Annotated in this window: 15 protein-coding genes; 11 read left to right on the top strand and 4 right to left on the bottom strand. The window is 70.7% G+C overall.

The window, feature by feature from the left end:
- Positions 1–189 precede the first annotated feature (189 nt).
- From AB0I69_RS16480 to AB0I69_RS16435, 10 genes are all read left to right on the top strand, one after another.
- Positions 190–1,242 (top strand): BMP family ABC transporter substrate-binding protein, encoded by a 1,053-nt coding sequence (locus tag AB0I69_RS16480; RefSeq protein WP_363096335.1) that lies wholly within the window; start codon positions 190–192, stop codon positions 1,240–1,242.
- A complete protein-coding gene (locus AB0I69_RS16475; RefSeq protein ID WP_363096334.1) occupies positions 1,223–2,752 on the top strand; it encodes an ABC transporter ATP-binding protein in 1,530 nt (509 codons plus the stop codon). Before AB0I69_RS16480 ends, AB0I69_RS16475 begins: the two co-directional genes overlap by 20 nt.
- A 1-nt stretch (position 2,753) precedes the next feature.
- The gene (locus tag AB0I69_RS16470; protein ID WP_363096332.1) at positions 2,754–3,821 is read left to right on the top strand and encodes an ABC transporter permease; all 1,068 of its coding nucleotides are present in this window, start codon (positions 2,754–2,756) and stop codon (positions 3,819–3,821) included.
- The gene (locus AB0I69_RS16465; protein WP_363096331.1) at positions 3,821–4,693 is read left to right on the top strand and encodes an ABC transporter permease; all 873 of its coding nucleotides are present in this window, start codon (positions 3,821–3,823) and stop codon (positions 4,691–4,693) included. Before AB0I69_RS16470 ends, AB0I69_RS16465 begins: the two co-directional genes overlap by 1 nt.
- Positions 4,690–5,442: a purine-nucleoside phosphorylase gene (locus AB0I69_RS16460; RefSeq protein ID WP_363096330.1), complete on the top strand. Its 753-nt coding sequence runs from the start codon at positions 4,690–4,692 to the stop codon at positions 5,440–5,442. Before AB0I69_RS16465 ends, AB0I69_RS16460 begins: the two co-directional genes overlap by 4 nt.
- Positions 5,439–6,734 carry an amidohydrolase gene (locus tag AB0I69_RS16455; protein WP_363096329.1) on the top strand — a complete coding sequence of 432 codons (1,296 nt, stop codon included), beginning with the start codon at positions 5,439–5,441 and terminating at the stop codon, positions 6,732–6,734. The genes AB0I69_RS16460 and AB0I69_RS16455 overlap by 4 nt, the downstream gene beginning before the upstream one ends.
- A gap of 85 nt (positions 6,735–6,819) precedes the next feature.
- Positions 6,820–7,491: a FadR/GntR family transcriptional regulator gene (locus tag AB0I69_RS16450; RefSeq protein ID WP_363096328.1), complete on the top strand. Its 672-nt coding sequence runs from the start codon at positions 6,820–6,822 to the stop codon at positions 7,489–7,491.
- A gap of 198 nt (positions 7,492–7,689) precedes the next feature.
- A complete protein-coding gene (locus AB0I69_RS16445) occupies positions 7,690–8,718 on the top strand; it encodes a PAC2 family protein (protein WP_363096327.1) in 1,029 nt (342 codons plus the stop codon).
- A gap of 226 nt (positions 8,719–8,944) precedes the next feature.
- On the top strand, positions 8,945–10,666 hold the full coding sequence (locus tag AB0I69_RS16440) for a S8 family peptidase (RefSeq protein WP_363096326.1): 1,722 nt from the start codon (positions 8,945–8,947) through the stop codon (positions 10,664–10,666).
- Between the two features lie 61 nt (positions 10,667–10,727).
- A complete protein-coding gene (locus tag AB0I69_RS16435) occupies positions 10,728–11,312 on the top strand; it encodes a hypothetical protein (RefSeq protein WP_363096325.1) in 585 nt (194 codons plus the stop codon).
- Between the two features lie 96 nt (positions 11,313–11,408).
- On the opposite strand, the gene mshC is transcribed toward AB0I69_RS16435, so the two are convergent.
- The 4 genes from mshC to AB0I69_RS16415 all read right to left on the bottom strand — a co-directional run bounded on the left by mshC (position 11,409) and on the right by AB0I69_RS16415 (position 14,868).
- Positions 11,409–12,638 (bottom strand): cysteine--1-D-myo-inosityl 2-amino-2-deoxy-alpha-D-glucopyranoside ligase, encoded by a 1,230-nt coding sequence (gene mshC, locus AB0I69_RS16430; protein ID WP_363096324.1) that lies wholly within the window; start codon positions 12,636–12,638, stop codon positions 11,409–11,411.
- A gap of 95 nt (positions 12,639–12,733) precedes the next feature.
- Positions 12,734–13,552, bottom strand: a complete 819-nt coding sequence (locus tag AB0I69_RS16425) for an SCO1664 family protein (RefSeq protein ID WP_363096323.1) — start codon at positions 13,550–13,552, stop codon at positions 12,734–12,736.
- Positions 13,516–14,106, bottom strand: coding sequence for a DUF3090 domain-containing protein (locus tag AB0I69_RS16420; protein WP_363096322.1), 591 nt, complete (start codon positions 14,104–14,106; stop codon positions 13,516–13,518). The genes AB0I69_RS16425 and AB0I69_RS16420 overlap by 37 nt, the downstream gene beginning before the upstream one ends.
- Before the next feature lie 75 nt (positions 14,107–14,181).
- Positions 14,182–14,868: a histidine phosphatase family protein gene (locus tag AB0I69_RS16415; protein WP_363096321.1), complete on the bottom strand. Its 687-nt coding sequence runs from the start codon at positions 14,866–14,868 to the stop codon at positions 14,182–14,184.
- Between the two features lie 62 nt (positions 14,869–14,930).
- On the opposite strand from AB0I69_RS16415, the gene corA reads away from it, so the two are divergent.
- Positions 14,931–15,929 (top strand): magnesium/cobalt transporter CorA, encoded by a 999-nt coding sequence (gene corA / locus AB0I69_RS16410; protein WP_363096320.1) that lies wholly within the window; start codon positions 14,931–14,933, stop codon positions 15,927–15,929.
- The last annotated feature ends 1 nt before the right edge of the window (position 15,930 follow it).

Below are 15,930 nucleotides of genomic sequence, written 5' to 3'. Positions count from 1 at the left end.
CGAAGGCCGAGACGAAGGAGGACGTGTGCTGCTCACCATGCGCCGTTTCCTCGATCACGGCCGCTGCGCGAGCGACTGCTGTCGACGCTGACCTGTCCCTCTCGCGTCCACCCCTCGCCCATCCCGTCTCACCATCTGGTCGCACGCGCTCCCGCCGGAGCGCCCCTTGCCGTACCCCGGAAGGTCCCCATGCTCCGCAGATCACGTCGTACCCTGCAGTTCGTCGCCGCCACCACGCTCATGGTCACCGCCGCCACCGCCTGCAACGCCGCCGCGAAGACCGACGCCTCGGACAGCGCGAGCGGCAGCAGCGGTAAGTCGTTCACGCTGGTCACGCCGGACGCGGTCGGGCAGAACGAGTTCCTGAAGCTCGCTGTCACCGGTGTGAAGGCCGCGGCGAAGACGCACAACGGGACCGAGAAGGTCTACGAGTCCACGGACACCGCGTCCCAGCAGCAGAACGTGCAGGCCGCCGTGGACGCGGGCCCGAGCGTGATCGTGCTGGTCGGCTTCGAGTTCGCGGACCTCGTGGCGCAGCAGGCCAAGGCGCACCCGAAGCAGCAGTTCCTGATGATCGACGCGTGCACGACGAAGACGTATCCGAACGTCACCTGCGCGGTCTTCCGTGAGCACGAGGGTGTCTATCTCGCGGGCGCCGAGGCCGGGTTGCTGAGCAAGAGTGGCAAGGTCGGCGCGGTGGACGTGCTCGACACGCCCCAATTCCGGCGCTACAGCGACCCGTTCGCGGCCGGTGCCAAGAAGGTCGCCGCCAAGACGTCCGCGTCGACGCGCTTCGTCGGCGGCCAGTCCCCGTTCGACGACTCGGCGCGCGCCAAGGAGCAGGCCAACTCCCTTCTCTCCAAGGGCACCGACCAGATCATGGCGGCTGCCGCGGCCGGCAACTACGGCGTCTTCGAGGCCGCGAAGGCCAAGGGCGTGTTCGCGTACGGCGTCGACGTCAACCAGTGCGTCTCCTCCCCCGGCACGGTCGTCGACAACGTGATCAAGAAGACGGACGTCGCCGTGGAGAAGGGCGTCGAGCAGGTCCTCGCGGGCAAGACGGGCACCTCGGTGTCGTACGGCCTGAAGGAGGGCGGCATCAGCCTCACCGGCCTCGAAGCCGGCGTCGACTCGTCGAAGTGCGTGATCGCCCAGCACAAGGACGTCCTCGTGAAGGTGAAGGCGCTGCGCGACCAGATCGTCTCCGGAAAGCTCAAGGTCGATGACCCCGCAGCCAGTTGATGTCGAAGTCGCGGTCGAGCTCCGGGGAATCACCAAGCGGTTCCCCGGCACCCTCGCCAACGACGCCGTCGACCTGACCGTCCACCGCGGCGAGATCCACGCCCTCATGGGCGAGAACGGCGCCGGCAAGTCCACCCTCATGTCGATCCTCTACGGCATGGAGCGCGCCGACGCCGGGTCCATCCGGATCGACGGGCGCGAGGTCACCTTCGGCGACCCGAGCGCGGCGATGGCCGCCGGACTCGGCATGGTCCACCAGAGCTTCAAGCTGTTCGACTCGCTCACGGTCGCGGAGAACGTCGTCTACGCCGCCGAGCCACGCCGCTTCGGCCTGGTGGACCGGGCCGCGGCCCGCCGCCGGGTGCGCGAGCTGGCCGCGGAGCACGGGCTCGCCGTCGATCCGGACGCCCGGGTCGGCGAACTGCCGGTCGGGCTGCGGCAGCGCGTGGAGATCCTCAAGCTGCTGCATCGCGGCGCCCGCACGCTGATCCTCGACGAGCCGACCGCCGTGCTCACACCCTCCGAGGCGGACGCCCTGTTCGCGGTCCTCAAGTCGCTGGCCGCGCAGGGTCGTACGGTGATCCTTGTCACCCACAAGCTGCGCGAGGTCCTCGAAGGCAGCGACAACGTGACCGTCCTGCGGGACGGCCGGGTGGTCGCCCGCCTGGTCACCGCGGACACCTCGGCGGATGAGATCGCCGCCGCGATGACCGGCCGTGCGGTCGACCTGGACCGCGTGCACACGCCCGGCACCCCCGCTGACGTAGTGCTGGACGTGACCGACCTCACCACCGACGCCGTCCACGGAGTGGGACTCACCGTCCACGCCGGGGAGATCGTCGGGATCGCAGGTGTGGCGGGCAACGGCCAGAGCGAGCTGATCGAGGCCCTGGCCGGGCTACGACGGGTCGCCTCCGGTCGGGTCACGCTCAAGGGCCAGGACATCACCCACGTCTCGGCCACCGAGCGCCGCGCGCGAGGTCTCGCCTACGTCCCCGAGGACCGGCACGCGGTCGGTACGGCACCGGCGGCCTCCGTCGCGGACAACCTCGCGATGGGCCACCACCGAACGTCCCTCTCCACAAAGGGACTTCTGCCACCCGCGTCCGTACGCGCCCACGCCGGGCGGCTCATCGAGCGCTTCGGCATCAAGGCAGCCACCCCCGAGGTACCCGCCTCGGCGCTGTCCGGCGGCAATCTGCAGAAGCTGCTGATCGGCCGCGAACTCGCCCACGAGGCACCGCTGTTGCTCGTCGAACAGCCCACGCGCGGGGTCGACATCGGCGCCATCCAGAACATCCACGACCAGATCGTCGCCTACCGCGATGCCGGTCACGCCGTCCTCCTCGTCTCTGCCGAACTGAGCGAGATCCGGGGCCTCGCGGACCGGGTCCTGGTCATGTACGAGGGCCGGGTCACGGCGACGTACACGAAGGACGAGGCGGACGAACGGCCACTGGGACTCGCCATGGCGGGCGGGGCCGTAACGCCGACGGAGGCCGTCGACTGACATGGCGCACACTCAGATACCGCGCATATCAGGGGTGTTGCGCTCCCCCATCACGTTCTCCGTCCTCGCGGGCCTGGTCATCGGCGCCCTGTTCCTCGTCGGCACGGGCGCGGACCCGTTCACGGCGTACGGCGCCGTCCTCACCGGCTCGCTCGGCGCGGACGGCATCGGCTCCACGCTGAGCACCGGCACCAGCGTGCTCGGCATGGCACTCGCGCTGGCGATCCCGCTGCGGGCCGGGCTGATCAACCTCGGCGGCGACGGACAGATGGTGCTCGGCGGCATCACAGCGGCCGTGACCGGCCTGTACTCCCCGCTGTCGGCACCGCTCACCGTCGTACTGGCGCTACTCGCGGGCATGGCGGCGGGCGCCGCGTACGCCGCGCTGGCCGCCCTGTGCGAGAACCGCCTCGGCGTTCCGCTCCTGGTCAGCAGCCTCCTGCTGAGCTACCCGGCGGTCTCCCTCGCCTCCTACCTGGCGCGCTACCCGCTGAAGGAACCCGGCTCAAGCCTCCCCCAGACCCGGGCCATGCCGGACGGCGTGGCGCTGCCCGCGTTCGGCGACTCGACGGTCACCATCGGGCTCCTCCTCGTCGTCCTCGCGGCAGCCGCGTACTGGTTCACCGACAAGCGCACGGCGTTCGGCTACGAGATCCGTATGACCGGCCTCAACTCCCGCTTCGCCGCCTACGCGGGCGTCGAACGCCGGGGCCTGACCCTCAAGTTGATGTCCGTCTCGGGCGCGCTGGCCGGACTCGTGGGCGCCATCGGGGTGTTGAGCTTCCCGTACCGCTTCGTGGACGGCTCGCTCACCGCACCCGGCTACACCTGGACGGGACTTACGGCGGCCCTGCTCGCAGCCGCAGCCCCGCTCGGCACACTCATCGCTTCCTTCTTCTTCGCCGTCCTCGCGGTCGGCGGCCTGGCGATGGAGCGGACGACCGAGGTGCCGCGCGAGCTGACACAGGTGTTGCAGGCCATCGTGATCGTGTTCCTGGCGGCCCGACTCCGCTTCCCGACCAAGTGGTTCAGATTCAGCAGGCGTACTCAGGAAAACGGGGCCGTGTGATGTTCTTCGACTCCGATCTGCTGATGTCGGCGCTGCGCGCGCTGACCCCGATCCTGCTGGCCGCGCTCGGCGGTGCCCTGTGCGAGCGTGCGGGAGTCTTCAACGTCGGCCTCGAAGGCATGATGTTGATGGGCTGCTTCACGTCGGTGGCCACGAGTTGGTTCACCGGAAGCGCCTGGCTCGGCGTGCTCGCCGCCGCCCTCGCGGCTGCGGCCTACTCCCTCATCCTGGCCGTCGGCGCGGTAACTCTGCGCGGGGACGCGGTCGTTCTCGGAATCGCCATGAATCTCCTGGCAGTTGGCCTGACCAGCTTCCTGCTGCGTACGGTCTTCGGTGTGCAGGACACCTTCGACGATCCGTCACTCGCCGGGCTGCCGTTGATCGGTGGCTTCACCCCGCTCGCGTATCTGGCCTTCGTGGCGGTCGCGGTGGCCACGGTGATGCTGTCCCGGCATGTGTGGGGGCTGCGGTTGCGCGGGGTCGGCGAGGCGCCGGACGCGGCGGCCACGCTCGGGGTGAGCCCGGTGAAGTACAAGTACGCGGCGGTGCTGATCTCCGGTGTCCTGTGCGGGCTCGCGGGGGCCCAACTCGCGCTCGGCAACGTCACGTTGTTCTCCGAGAACATGACGGCGGGCCGAGGCTGGATCGCGGTCGTCGCGGTGATGCTCGGCCGCGCGGCACCCGTCGGCGTGCTGCTCGCCGCGCTGCTCTTCGGTCTCGCCGAGGCCGCCGGCTTCCGCCTCCAGGGCGTCGGCCTGCCCCAACAGGCCACGGATGCCGCGCCGTACGTCGTGACCCTCGTCGCCCTCTTCCTCTCGACGGCCCGCCGCCGTCGCCGTACCGCCAACTCCCCTTCCGGAGCCGCCACATGACGCAGGACCTGTTGCCCATCACCCGCATACCGCGCACCGGACTTCCCGCGCACGCGGTCGTCGTCGGCGACCCGGCGCGCGCCGCCGCCGTCGCCGCGCTGCTCGACGGTGCCGAGGAGGTGTCGTACCACCGCGAATACCGTGTGTTCAGCGGGAGTTGGAAGGGCCTGCCGGTCACCGTCGCCTCGCACGGGGTGGGCGGACCGGGCGCGATCCTGCTGTTCCAGGAGCTGGCGGACGCGGGGGTCCGCACCTTCCTGCGCTTCGGCACGGCGGGTGCGATGAAGCCCGGCATCCGTGACGGCGACCTCGTCATCGCGGAGGCGGCCGTACGAGACGACGGCGTCACCCAGCAACTGCTGCCGCCCGAGTACCCGGCGGTCGCCGCCCCCGAGGCGGTCCTCGCCCTCCAGCGCGCGGCCCGCGCGGCCGACGCCCCGCACCACCGCGGCATCGTCTGGACCCGGGCGGCCTTCCAGCCCGGCCTCCTCCCCCTCTTCTCCTACGACGGCGCCGGGCTCGCGGCGATCGAGATGGAGCTGTCGGCACTGCTGGTGACGGCCTCGCTGCGAGGTCTTGTCGCGGGCGGGGTGCTGGTCATCGATGGCGCCAACGCCGATGAACTCGTCGACGCGGAGACCACCGGCGGGTACGACCCGCACCGGGAGGTCGTCGCGGCCGGTGTCGAGCGCGGCGCCGTGGTCTCGCTGGAGGCACTGCGGCTGCTGGCGGAAGGGAACGAGGCGTGAGCATCGACCTGTTGGTGCACGGCGGTGACGTCCTCACCGTCGACGAGGCCGGAACTGTCGTACGGGACGGGGCAGTTGCCGTCCACGAGGGTGAGATCGTCGCCGTAGGGCCGAGCGAGGAGCTGACAACTCGGTTCACGGCAACGGAGTCCATTGACGCGTCGGGCTGTCTCGTCCTGCCCGGACTCATCAACACGCACACCCACCTCGCGATGACGCTGCTGCGCGGCCGTGCCGACGACGTCACTCTCCAGGGCTTCCTGGAGCGGGTGTTGAAGTGGGAGGCCGAGCTGCTCGCGCCGAAGAACGTGGCGGCGGCGGTGCGGCTCGCGGTGGCCGAGAGCGTACGGGCCGGGGTGACCTCGGCGCTCGACATGTACTGGTTCCACGAGGCGGCCGAGCAGGCGGCCCGTGAGGCGGGCTGGCGGCTGCACACCGGCCCCACCTTCATGGACGTACCGGAACCGCCGGACGGCATCGCGTACGAGGACCGATTGGACTGGGCGCGACGGGACTTGGCGGCCCGGGGTGGAGCACGCCCCGGTATGCGCCCGATCCTGTTCGCGCACTCGACGTACACCCTCGCTCCCGACCAGCTCGTCGAAATCGCCGCCCTGGCACGGGAGTTCGGCGCCCTGCTGCACATCCACGCGGCGGAGAACCCGACCGAGGTCGCCACCGTCGAGGTCAAGTACGGCAAGCGTCCTGTGGAGTTGCTCGACTCGCTGGGGCTGCTCGGCCCCGATCTGCTGCTCGCGCACGCCGTGGACCTGACCGGCCCGGAGATCGCGGCGCTGGCCCGCACGGGCACGTCGGTCGCGCACTGTCCGGTGTCGAACCTGAAGCTGGGCTGCGGGATCGCACCGGTGCCCCGGCTGCTCAGCGCGGGTGTCACCGTCGGCCTGGGCACGGACGGGGCCGTCAGCAGCAACACGCTCGACGTGCTGGGCGCCGTACGGCAGGCCGCGCTCGTCCACAAGGCCGGCGGCGACCCGACCGCGGTCGGCGCCGAGCAGGCCGTACGGATGGCGACGATCGAGGGAGCGCGGGCGCTGGGCCTGGGTGATCACCTCGGCTCCCTTGAGGCCGGGAAACGGGCCGACCTGATCGTGCTCGACCTGGGCGCACCGCATCTGCGGCCCCTGCACGACCCGTGGTCGACGCTCGCGTACGCCGCGCACTCGGCGGACGTACGGGACACGGTCGTGGACGGCCGGGTGCTGATGCGGGACCGGACGCTCGGCACGCTGGACGAGAAAGCCGTGATCGCGGATCTCGAAGCACTTGCCTGAGCTGTGGATTTCCCTCCCGTTCAGCCCACTGAACCCGCATAATGTGCCTGATACATCGGATGTCTGAGCAACAAGGAGGCCGGCCATGGCAGTCACCGATGAGGCGATCGAGAAAATCAAGGGAATGATCGTCTCCGGCGCGCTGCGTCCCGGGGACCGGCTGCCCAAGGAGAGCGAACTCGCGGCCGAGCTTGGGCTGTCCCGCAACTCCCTTCGGGAGGCCGTGCGCGCCCTGTCGTTGATCCGCATCCTGGATGTGCGGCAGGGCGACGGCACGTACGTGACGAGTCTCGATCCTCAACTCCTGCTGGAGGCGCTGAGTTTCGTGGTGGACTTCCACCGCGACGACACGGTGCTGGAGTTCCTGGCCGTGCGGCGGATTCTGGAGCCCGCGGCCACGGCGATGGCGGCCCTGCGGATCAGCGAGCAGCAACTGGACGCGCTCAGCGCACAGTTGGACGCGCTGGGCAGGGCTCCCTCGGTGGAGGAGCTGGTCGCCTGCGACCTGGAGTTCCACCGGGGCATCGTGCAGAGTTCCGGCAACTCGGTGCTGTGCTCGCTTCTCGACGGTCTGTCAGGGCCCACCACGCGGGCCCGGATCTGGCGCGGTCTGACCCAGGAGGACGCGGTCAGCCGGACCCTGCACGAGCACCGGGCGATCCTGGGCGCGCTGCGCGACCGGGACGCGGAGGCGGCGCGGTCGTGGGCGACGGTGCACATCGCGAGTGTGGAGCAGTGGCTGCGTTCGACCCTGTGATCGAGTGGGCGGGCCCGCTGATCCATCGGAGGAGTGACCGGCCGGGACGGGTGCGCACAGGATGGCGATCTTGTGTGTTCGAGTGTCTCGGACGGGGCAGGCATGGGGTCACTCCCCCGTGCAAGGGGGCTGCGGGCGCCCCCGTCGGACGCCGTAAGGTTGGGGCGTACGCGAGGGCAGATCGGAAGGAGGCGCTGGGTGATCGAGCTGGAGGGGGTTCCCGAGCTGATCGACCCAGTGATGGTGGCCGCGTTCGAGGGCTGGAACGACGCCGGCGACGCCGCCTCCACCGCGGTCGCGCATCTGGACAGGGAGTGGAAGGGCGAGGTGTTCGCGGCGCTCGACGCCGAGGACTACTACGACTTCCAGGTGAACCGGCCCACGGTGTGGATGGACGCCGGGGTGCGGAAGATCACCTGGCCCACGACCCGCCTCTCGGTGGTCCGGGTCGGCGGCGACAAGCCGCGTGATCTCGTACTCGTCCGAGGTATCGAACCGTCGATGCGCTGGCGCTCGTTCTGCAACGAGCTGCTGGGCTTCGCGCACGAGCTGGGTGTGGAGCTGGTGGTGATCCTGGGCGCGCTGCTCGGCGACACCCCGCACACGCGCCCGGTGCCGATCAGCGGGACCACGTCCGACTCGGACCTGGCGCAGCGGATGGACCTGGAGGAGACCAAGTACGAGGGTCCCACCGGGATCGTCGGCATCCTCCAGGAGGCGTGCACGCACGCGGGTGTACCGGCCGTGTCGCTGTGGGCGGCGGTGCCGCACTACGTGTCGCAGCCGCCCAACCCGAAGGCCACCCTGGCGCTGCTGAACCGCCTGGAGGACCTGATCGACGTGCGCATCCCGCTGGGCGAGCTGCCCGAGGACGCGCGCGCCTGGCAGGTCGGCGTGGACCAGCTGGCCGCCGAGGACAGCGAGGTCGCCGAGTACGTGCAGACGCTGGAGGAGGCCCGCGACACCGCGGAGCTGCCGGAGGCGTCGGGCGAGGCCATCGCCCGCGAGTTCGAGCGCTATCTGCGACGCAGGGACGGTGGCGGCAGCCCGCCGCCCGGTGGGCACGCCACGGCGGACGGCAGCGACAGCGCGTCGTATCTGCGCGACAACCCGGGCGGCGGCCGTACGAAGCCGCAGAGACCCCCGAAACCCGAGACCGATGCGGAGCCCGATCTCGGCCCCGAGGCCGGACCCGACTCCGACGACGAGGACTCCTCCGAGGAGTGAGTGAGGCGCGGAAGAAGGCGGTGCGCATGATGCGTACCGCCTTCTTTGTGTTTGGCTTCTTCATCTTTGGCCTGATTGGGGCGTGACATCTGTTTCCGGCCGGATTGCACACGTTGCCCAATTCAACTTGTTTCAAACCGAGTTGTCGGTGATGGGGGTTTACGGCTCCCCCTATGAGTGCTTGGTTGGGGCCGAGGCACCCAGGCACCGAAGGGAGCGAGATCCGATGACGGACCAGGCACAGCCGGCGCAGGGCCCGGGAACGTCCGGGCCGGGGCCCGACGGAGCGGGATTCACCTATCGAGGGGCCGAGCAGGAACTGATCGTCGTCGCACGCCCCGAGGCCAGGCTGCGCGCCCGGGCCGAGGGCGTCCGCTCGGCGTCGGGCGCCGACGTCACGGCGCTCAACATGTTCCTCGGTGACGAACAGCTCGCGCTGCAACCGCTGTTCGGCAGTGAGGAACGGCTCCAGCAGTCCACCCTCGCGAGCACGGAGAACGTGCCCGACCTGGCGCTCTTCTACCGGGTGAGCGGCGGCGGAAGCCGGGCCCAGGAGCTGCGCTCACGCATCGCGGCGCTGCCGGGCATCGACACGGCGTACGTGAAACCGGGCGCCGTACCCGCGACGCTGGCGGACGACGACCGCCGGGTGAAGGAAGGGGCGCCGGTCACGCCCGACTTCAGCAGCCGCCAGGGCTATCTGCGGCCCGCGCCCGAGGGCATCGACGCCCACTGGGCCTGGCAGCGGCCCGGCGGTTCGGGTCAGGGGGTGACCGTGATCGACGTGGAGGGCGCCTGGCAGTTGGGGCACGAGGACCTGGCCGGCAAGCTCGCCGGTGTGGTCGTGGGCACCCCGCTGACCGATGTCGCCTGGCGCAACCACGGCACCGCCGTAATCGGTGTGATCGGCGGCGACCGGGGCGAGCACGGCGTCACCGGCATCGTGCCGGAGGCCGTGACGGCGGCGGCGTCCTTCCAGGGCATCGGCACGGCGGCGGCGATCCACGCGGCAGCCGACCGACTGGGACCCGGCGACGTCCTGCTGGTCGAACTGCACCGCCCCGGACCGCAGTTCGACTTCGAGCAGCGCGACGACCAGCAGGGCTACGTCGCCGTCGAGTGGTGGCCGGACGACTTCGCGGCCGTCCGGTACGCGACCGCCCGGGGCGTCCTGGTGGTCGAGGCGGCGGGCAACGGCGCCGAGTCGCTGGACGACGCGGTCTACGAGCGGCGCCCGGACGAGTTCCCGGAGTGGTGGCGCAACCCGTTCAACGCCTCCAACCAGTCGTCCGGCGCCGTCCTCGTCGGCGCGGGCGCCCCGCCGCCCGGCACCCACGGCCGCGACCACGGCCCGGACCGGTCCCGGCTCGCGTTCTCCAACTACGGCGCCCGCGTGGACGCCCAGGGCTGGGGACGCGAGGTCACCACCACCGGCGGCTTCTGGGACCGGCCCGGTGATCTGCAGGCCGGGCCCGAGGAGATCGCCTGGTACACGGACACGTTCTCCGGCACCTCCTCCGCCTCGCCGGTGGTGGTCGGCGCGCTGGCCGCGCTCCAGGGCATGCTGAGGGCGGCCGAACAACAGCCCATGTCCCCGGAACGGGCCCGCGAGGTACTGCGCGCCACGGGTTCCGCACAACAGGACGCGCCGGACCGGCCCGCCTCGCAGCGGATCGGCAACCGGCCCGACATCAGGGCGGCGGTCAACCAACTGCTCCCGCACGCGGTCGGCTCCGGCCAGGCCGAGCGGTACTGGGACGAGTTGCTGCCGTATCCGCGTGAACTCCCGCCCAGGCTACGGCTGTTCGTGGCCGGTTCCTGGCGCAACCTCAACCACCCGTCCCCCGAGATCCGCCAGGCGGTCCACTCCGCCTTCGCGGGGGGACGGCCCGACGTCCGAGTGTGGTTCTCGGACGACGAGATCGTCGGCCTGGTCGTCACGGGCTGACGTCCCAAAAACCAACTCCGACCCAACCCTCGCTCAACGATCGACGGAAGGTGGCACCCGCATGAGCACCACCCCGCAGATGAGCCAACTGGGACAACCGCAAGGACAACAGCAGGGCCAGCAGTTCCCGAGCACGTCACCGCAGCAACAGCAGTCGTACCAACAGCCGTACCAGCAGCAGCCGTTCGGCCAGCAGCAGCAACAGCCGTTCCAGCAGCAGGGGTTCGGCCAGCAGACCGCCGGATGGCCCGGCGTCGGCCTGATGCCTCAGCTCCAACAGCTCGGCCAGCAACAGCCGTTCCAGCAGCTGCTCCAGCAACTCGGCCAGCCGCAGCAACAGCAGCAGGGCGACCAGCAGGTGCAGCAGCAGCTCCAGCAGGTGACGGAAGCGGCGATCCAGCAGGTCTCGGCGCAGCCCCTCCACGCCGGCGTGGCCAACGGCTACATCGACATCGTGCAGCCGCTGCCGGGCCAGCCGCAGCAGATCTTCCTGCGCTTCCAGGACGGGTTCCGGGTGCTCAACAACCCGGCCCCGCAGGCGCATCAGGAGATCGAGCAGGCCTTCGCGTTCGGCCACCAGGTGATCGGTGTCTGGGACAGCCAGACACCGGCGATCCTGCGCAGCGTCCGCGTGCAGAAGCTCTGACGCACAACGGCGCATGAGACAGGGGCGGTTCCTCCCGCGGGGAGGAACCGCCCCCTTCCGATGACTACAGGGCGGACTAGCGGACTACAGGACCGACTACAGGGCCACGCCCAACAGGGCGTCCACGGCACGGGACACGACGCCGGGGGCGCCCTCGTCGCTGCCGCCCCGGTCCCGCTGGAGAGCCGCCCAGCGGTCGACCGCGGCGAGCGCGGCCGGGGCGTCCAGGTCGTTCGCGAGGGCTTCGCGCATCTCCTCGACGAGCTTCAGGGCGGACGGGCCGTCGGGGCGGGAGACGGCGGCGCGCCAGCGCCCGAGCCGGGCGACGGCGTCCGCCAGCACCCCGTCGGTCCACTCCCAGTCGGCGCGGTAGTGGTGGGCGAGCAGGGCGAGCCGGATGGCGGCCGGGTCGACGCCCTCGCGGCGCAGCGCGGAGACGAAGACCAGGTTGCCCTTGGACTTGGACATCTTCTCGCCGTCCAGAGCGACCATGCCGGCGTGGACGTACGCCTTGGCCATGGGGAACTCGCCGGTCAGGACCTGGGCGTGCGAGGCGCCCATCTCGTGGTGCGGGAAGGCGAGGTCGGAGCCGCCGCCCTGCACGTCGAAGCCCATGCCGAGGTGGTCCAGGGCGATGGCCACGCACTCGATGTGCCAGCCGGGCCGGCCGCGGCCGAGCGAGCCGCCGTCCCAGCTCGGTTCGCCGTCGCGGGCGGCGAGCCACAGCATCGGGTCGAGCGGGTTCTTCTTGCCCGGGCGGTCCGGGTCGCCGCCGCGCTCGGCGGACAGCAGCCGCATCGCGGCGGCGTCGAGGCCCGAGACCTTGCCGAAGTGGGGGTCGGACCCGACGGAGAAGTAGATGTCGCCTTCGAGTTCGTAGGCGGCACCGGCGTCCCTGAGGCGCTCGACGAGCGGCACGATGCCGGGTATCGCCTCGACAGCGCCGATGTAGTGCTTCGGGGGCAGCATGCGCAGGGCGGTCATGTCCTCGCGGAAGAGCGCGGTCTCCTTCTCGGCGAGGGCCACCCAGTCGATGCCGTCGCGCTCGGCGCGCTCCAGGAGCGGGTCGTCGACGTCGGTCACGTTCTGGACGTAGTGAACCTGCCGCTTGGTGTCGAGCCACACGCGCTGCACGAGGTCGAACGCGTTGTAGGTCGCCGCGTGCCCCATGTGGGTGGCGTCGTACGGCGTGATGCCGCATACGTAGATACGGGCGACGGGACCGGTGTCAGGGGTGACCAGACCGCCGGTCGCGGTGTCGTGGATCCGGAGGTCGCGGCCCTTGCCGGGCAGGGCGGGGACCTCAGAAGCGGGCCAGGCATACATGTCATGAGCGTAACCGGACGGATAATCCGTTTACGAACCGGACCAGGCCGTATGGCCGGTGAGGCGCTCTTGCGCGCCGCCCCGTTCCCGTGCTGCTAGACCGGCGGCCACGGAATGGCCGGCCACTCCCCGCTCGGCTCGGGATGCTTACCGGCCACCAGCAACGCGTCGACACGCACGCGCGTGGCATCGAGTTCTACGACGGTGATCAGCTCGCCGAGTTTCTCCGCGAGCCCTCCACCGGCCTCCAGCGCCTCTCTGAGCGCCTGGAGGACCTCGATAGCCTCCGGAGTGAGCGGCTCGCCCGCCCAGCCCCACAGGAGGGTGCGCAGCTTGTTCTCGGCGTTGAAGGTGACACCGTGGTCGATGCCGTAAAGGCGCCCCTCGTCGGCGGGCAGCAGGTGGCCGCCCTTACGGTCGGCGTTGTTGATGACCGCGTCGAGGACGGCGAGCCGCCGCAGCCGCTCGTCGTCGGCGTGCACCAGGAGGGCGGTCTTGCCCTCACCGACCTCGGCGAACCCGATGGCCTTCCAGCCCGGCTCGGGCTCCTCCGCGTCCACCAGGGCGAGCAGTTCGGATTCGGCCGCCGCCTCGATCCACAGCTGGCACATGCCCTCGCCGTACGGCCCGTCGCGCAGCACGGTGGTCGGCACCAGGCCCCAGCCGGTCGCCTCGGAGACCTCGTACGCGGCGACCTCGCGCTGGGCGAGGTTGCCGTCCGGGAAGTCCCACAGGGGGCGCTCCCCGGCGACGGGTTTGTATACGCAGGACGCCTCACGGCCCTCGTACGTCACGGAGCAGAACAGCACCGCGTTCGAGGCCTCGCGGATGCGTCCGCGTACCTTCAGCTCGCCCTTGGCGAGCAGCTCGGCCGTGGTCACGCTCCGCGGCGGTATCCGTTCTGGCGCGGACATACGTGTCCTTCCGGGTCGAGCGGGAGGCTGCACAGCGGGCACGGCGGCCGGCCGGCGTTGACGACGTCGAGGGCCCGCTTGGCGAAGGCGCGGGCCTGGGCTCCGGTGAGCCGGACCCGCAGCATCGGGGGCCCGTTCTCCTCGTCCTGGAGGAGCCGCTCCTCGGCCTCGGCGAGGTCCTCGTCGGTGTCGGCGTCGAGCTCGACGAGGGCCTGCGCCTCGACGATCATGCGCTGCTCCTCACCGTCCCAGGCGAGCGCCATGGTGCCGACGCGGAACTCCTCCTCGACGGGGGACTCCAGCGGGCGGGTGTCGGAGATCTCGGTGGGGGTGACGGCGGGGACGGCCGCGCTGCCGCCACTGCGGCGTACGACCTCGTCCAGAAGCTCGTCCATGCGCTCGGCGAGCGCGGCTACCTGCGTCTTCTCCAGGGCCACGCTGGTCACCCGAGGACCGGAGGCGGCCTGGAGGAAGAACGTACGGCGCCCGGGCAGACCGACCGTACCGGCTACGAAGCGGTCCGGCGGATCGTAGAGGAACACCTGACGGGACACGTCCTGTCTCCATTGGAATCGACTGCTGACAAGTGCGGCGCTACTGCGACCGCTTCACCCTACTGCGGCCGACGATCACGGTGCGCCCGCGCCGCCCCCGACGGTGGCCTCGTCGCCCGGGTGCTCCTCGCGCGGCGCCAGGGACGCGAAATCGCCGGTGTCCCCGAGCCGTACGAGAAATGGCCTGAGACGGGTGTAACGGATCGCGGTGATGGAACACGGTTCTACGGAGATCCGCTGGAAGAGGTCCAGATGAAGTCCGAGTGCGTCCGCGACAAGGGACTTGATGATGTCGCCGTGCGAGCACATGAGGTAGACGGCGTCGGCGCCGTGATCGCGCTCCACGCGCGCGTTCCACTCGCGTACGGCCTCGGCCGCGCGGGTCTGCATCGACCGCAGAGACTCGCCGCCGGGGAACGCGGCGGCCGAGGGATGCGCCTGGACGACCTCCATCAGGGGCTCGTCCATGAGCTCGGCGAGCTTGCGGCCCGACCAGTCGCCGTAGTGGCACTCCCCGATCCGCTCGTCGGTGTGCGCCCGCAGGTCGGGGCGGGCGTCGAGGAGGGGCTGGAGGGTCTCCTGGCAGCGTTGCAGCGGGCTGGTGACGACCTCGGCGATCGGCAGCGCGGCGAGCCGTCCGGGGAGCGCTGCGGCCTGGGCGTTGCCGCGCTCGTCGAGGGCGACTCCGGGCGTCCAGCCGGCGAGCACTCCCCCGGTGTTGGCGGTCGAACGTCCGTGCCGGACAAGGATCAACGTGGGCATGCCGCCAAGGGTAGGCGTATGTCCGGGTGCGGCTTCGGCCGGACGGCGGGAGAATACGCACCGTGATCGTCGACTACGCCATTTACCGTGACGGACGCCGGACGGAGGGGCCCGGCGACTTCTCCGACGGCCTGGACCACTGTCGTCGTGTGGGTGACGCCTTCGTCTGGATCGGCCTCTACGAGCCCACGGAGAAGGAGTTCGACCGCGTCACCCAGGAGTTCGCCCTGCACCCCCTGGCCGTCGAGGACGCCCTGACCGCGCATCAGCGGCCCAAGCTGGAGGTCTACGACGACTCGCTGTTCGTGGTCCTCAAGCCGGTGGGCTACGAGGCGGACGACGACGTGGTCAGCTCCGGTGAGGTCATGGTCTTCGTCGGCGACTCCTTCGTGGTGACGGTCCGGCACGGCGAGGAGGCCCCTCTGGCGGCCGTACGGCACCGTCTTGAGGAGGAGCCGGAGATGCTGCGGCACGGGCCCACGGCGGTGCTGTACTCGATCGCCGACGCCGTGGTCGACCACTACGTGGACGTGGCGGGCGAGTTGCAGACCGACCTGGAGGAGCTGGAGGCGGCGGTGTTCTCGCCGAGCGGAGGTGGCTCGCGGACCACGGCGTCGCGGATCTACACCTTCAAGCGGCAGATCCTGGAGTTCCGCAGAGCCACCGGGCCGCTGGCGCAGCCGCTGGCCCGGCTCGCGGGTGTCGGTCTCGCCGGCGACCGGGTGCCGTTCGTGCACGACAAGTCGCGGCCGTTCTTCCGTGACGTGAACGACCACCTGATGAAGGTCAACGAGTCCGTGGAGGGCCTGGACCGGCTGGTCTCGGACGTCCTGTCGGCGCATCTCGCGCAGACCAGCGTCCGGCAGAACGACGACATGCGGAAGATCTCCGGGTGGGCCGCCATGGCCGCCGTCCCCACCATGATCGCGGGGATCTACGGCATGAACTTCGACCACATGCCGGAGCTGCACTGGCTGTGGGGGTATCCGGCGGTGATCCTGCTGATGGCCGCCCTTGAGGTGGTGCTGTACCGGACGTTCAAGCGGCGCGGCTGGCTGTAGG

Origin of the sequence: Streptomyces sp. NPDC050508, from assembly GCF_040655155.1 — a bacterium.
In the GTDB taxonomy this organism is placed as follows: domain Bacteria; phylum Actinomycetota; class Actinomycetes; order Streptomycetales; family Streptomycetaceae; genus Streptomyces.
Note: the sequence above shows the minus strand (reverse complement) of the source record. Positions and strands in the feature narration are given on the sequence as shown.

Bases quoted from the DNA above. Each gene is read 5' to 3' on its own strand.
- AB0I69_RS16480 (WP_363096335.1), top strand. From the start codon at position 190: ATGCTCCGCAGATCACGTCGTACCCTGCAGTTCGTCGCCGCCACCACG.
- AB0I69_RS16475 (WP_363096334.1), top strand. From the start codon at position 1,223: ATGACCCCGCAGCCAGTTGATGTCGAAGTCGCGGTCGAGCTCCGGGGA.
- AB0I69_RS16470 (WP_363096332.1), top strand. From the start codon at position 2,754: ATGGCGCACACTCAGATACCGCGCATATCAGGGGTGTTGCGCTCCCCC.
- AB0I69_RS16465 (WP_363096331.1), top strand. From the start codon at position 3,821: ATGTTCTTCGACTCCGATCTGCTGATGTCGGCGCTGCGCGCGCTGACC.
- AB0I69_RS16460 (WP_363096330.1), top strand. From the start codon at position 4,690: ATGACGCAGGACCTGTTGCCCATCACCCGCATACCGCGCACCGGACTT.
- AB0I69_RS16450 (WP_363096328.1), top strand. From the start codon at position 6,820: ATGGCAGTCACCGATGAGGCGATCGAGAAAATCAAGGGAATGATCGTC.
- AB0I69_RS16440 (WP_363096326.1), top strand. From the start codon at position 8,945: ATGACGGACCAGGCACAGCCGGCGCAGGGCCCGGGAACGTCCGGGCCG.
- AB0I69_RS16435 (WP_363096325.1), top strand. From the start codon at position 10,728: ATGAGCACCACCCCGCAGATGAGCCAACTGGGACAACCGCAAGGACAA.
- mshC (WP_363096324.1), bottom strand. From the start codon at position 12,638: ATGTATGCCTGGCCCGCTTCTGAGGTCCCCGCCCTGCCCGGCAAGGGC.
- AB0I69_RS16425 (WP_363096323.1), bottom strand. From the start codon at position 13,552: ATGTCCGCGCCAGAACGGATACCGCCGCGGAGCGTGACCACGGCCGAG.
- AB0I69_RS16415 (WP_363096321.1), bottom strand. From the start codon at position 14,868: ATGCCCACGTTGATCCTTGTCCGGCACGGACGTTCGACCGCCAACACC.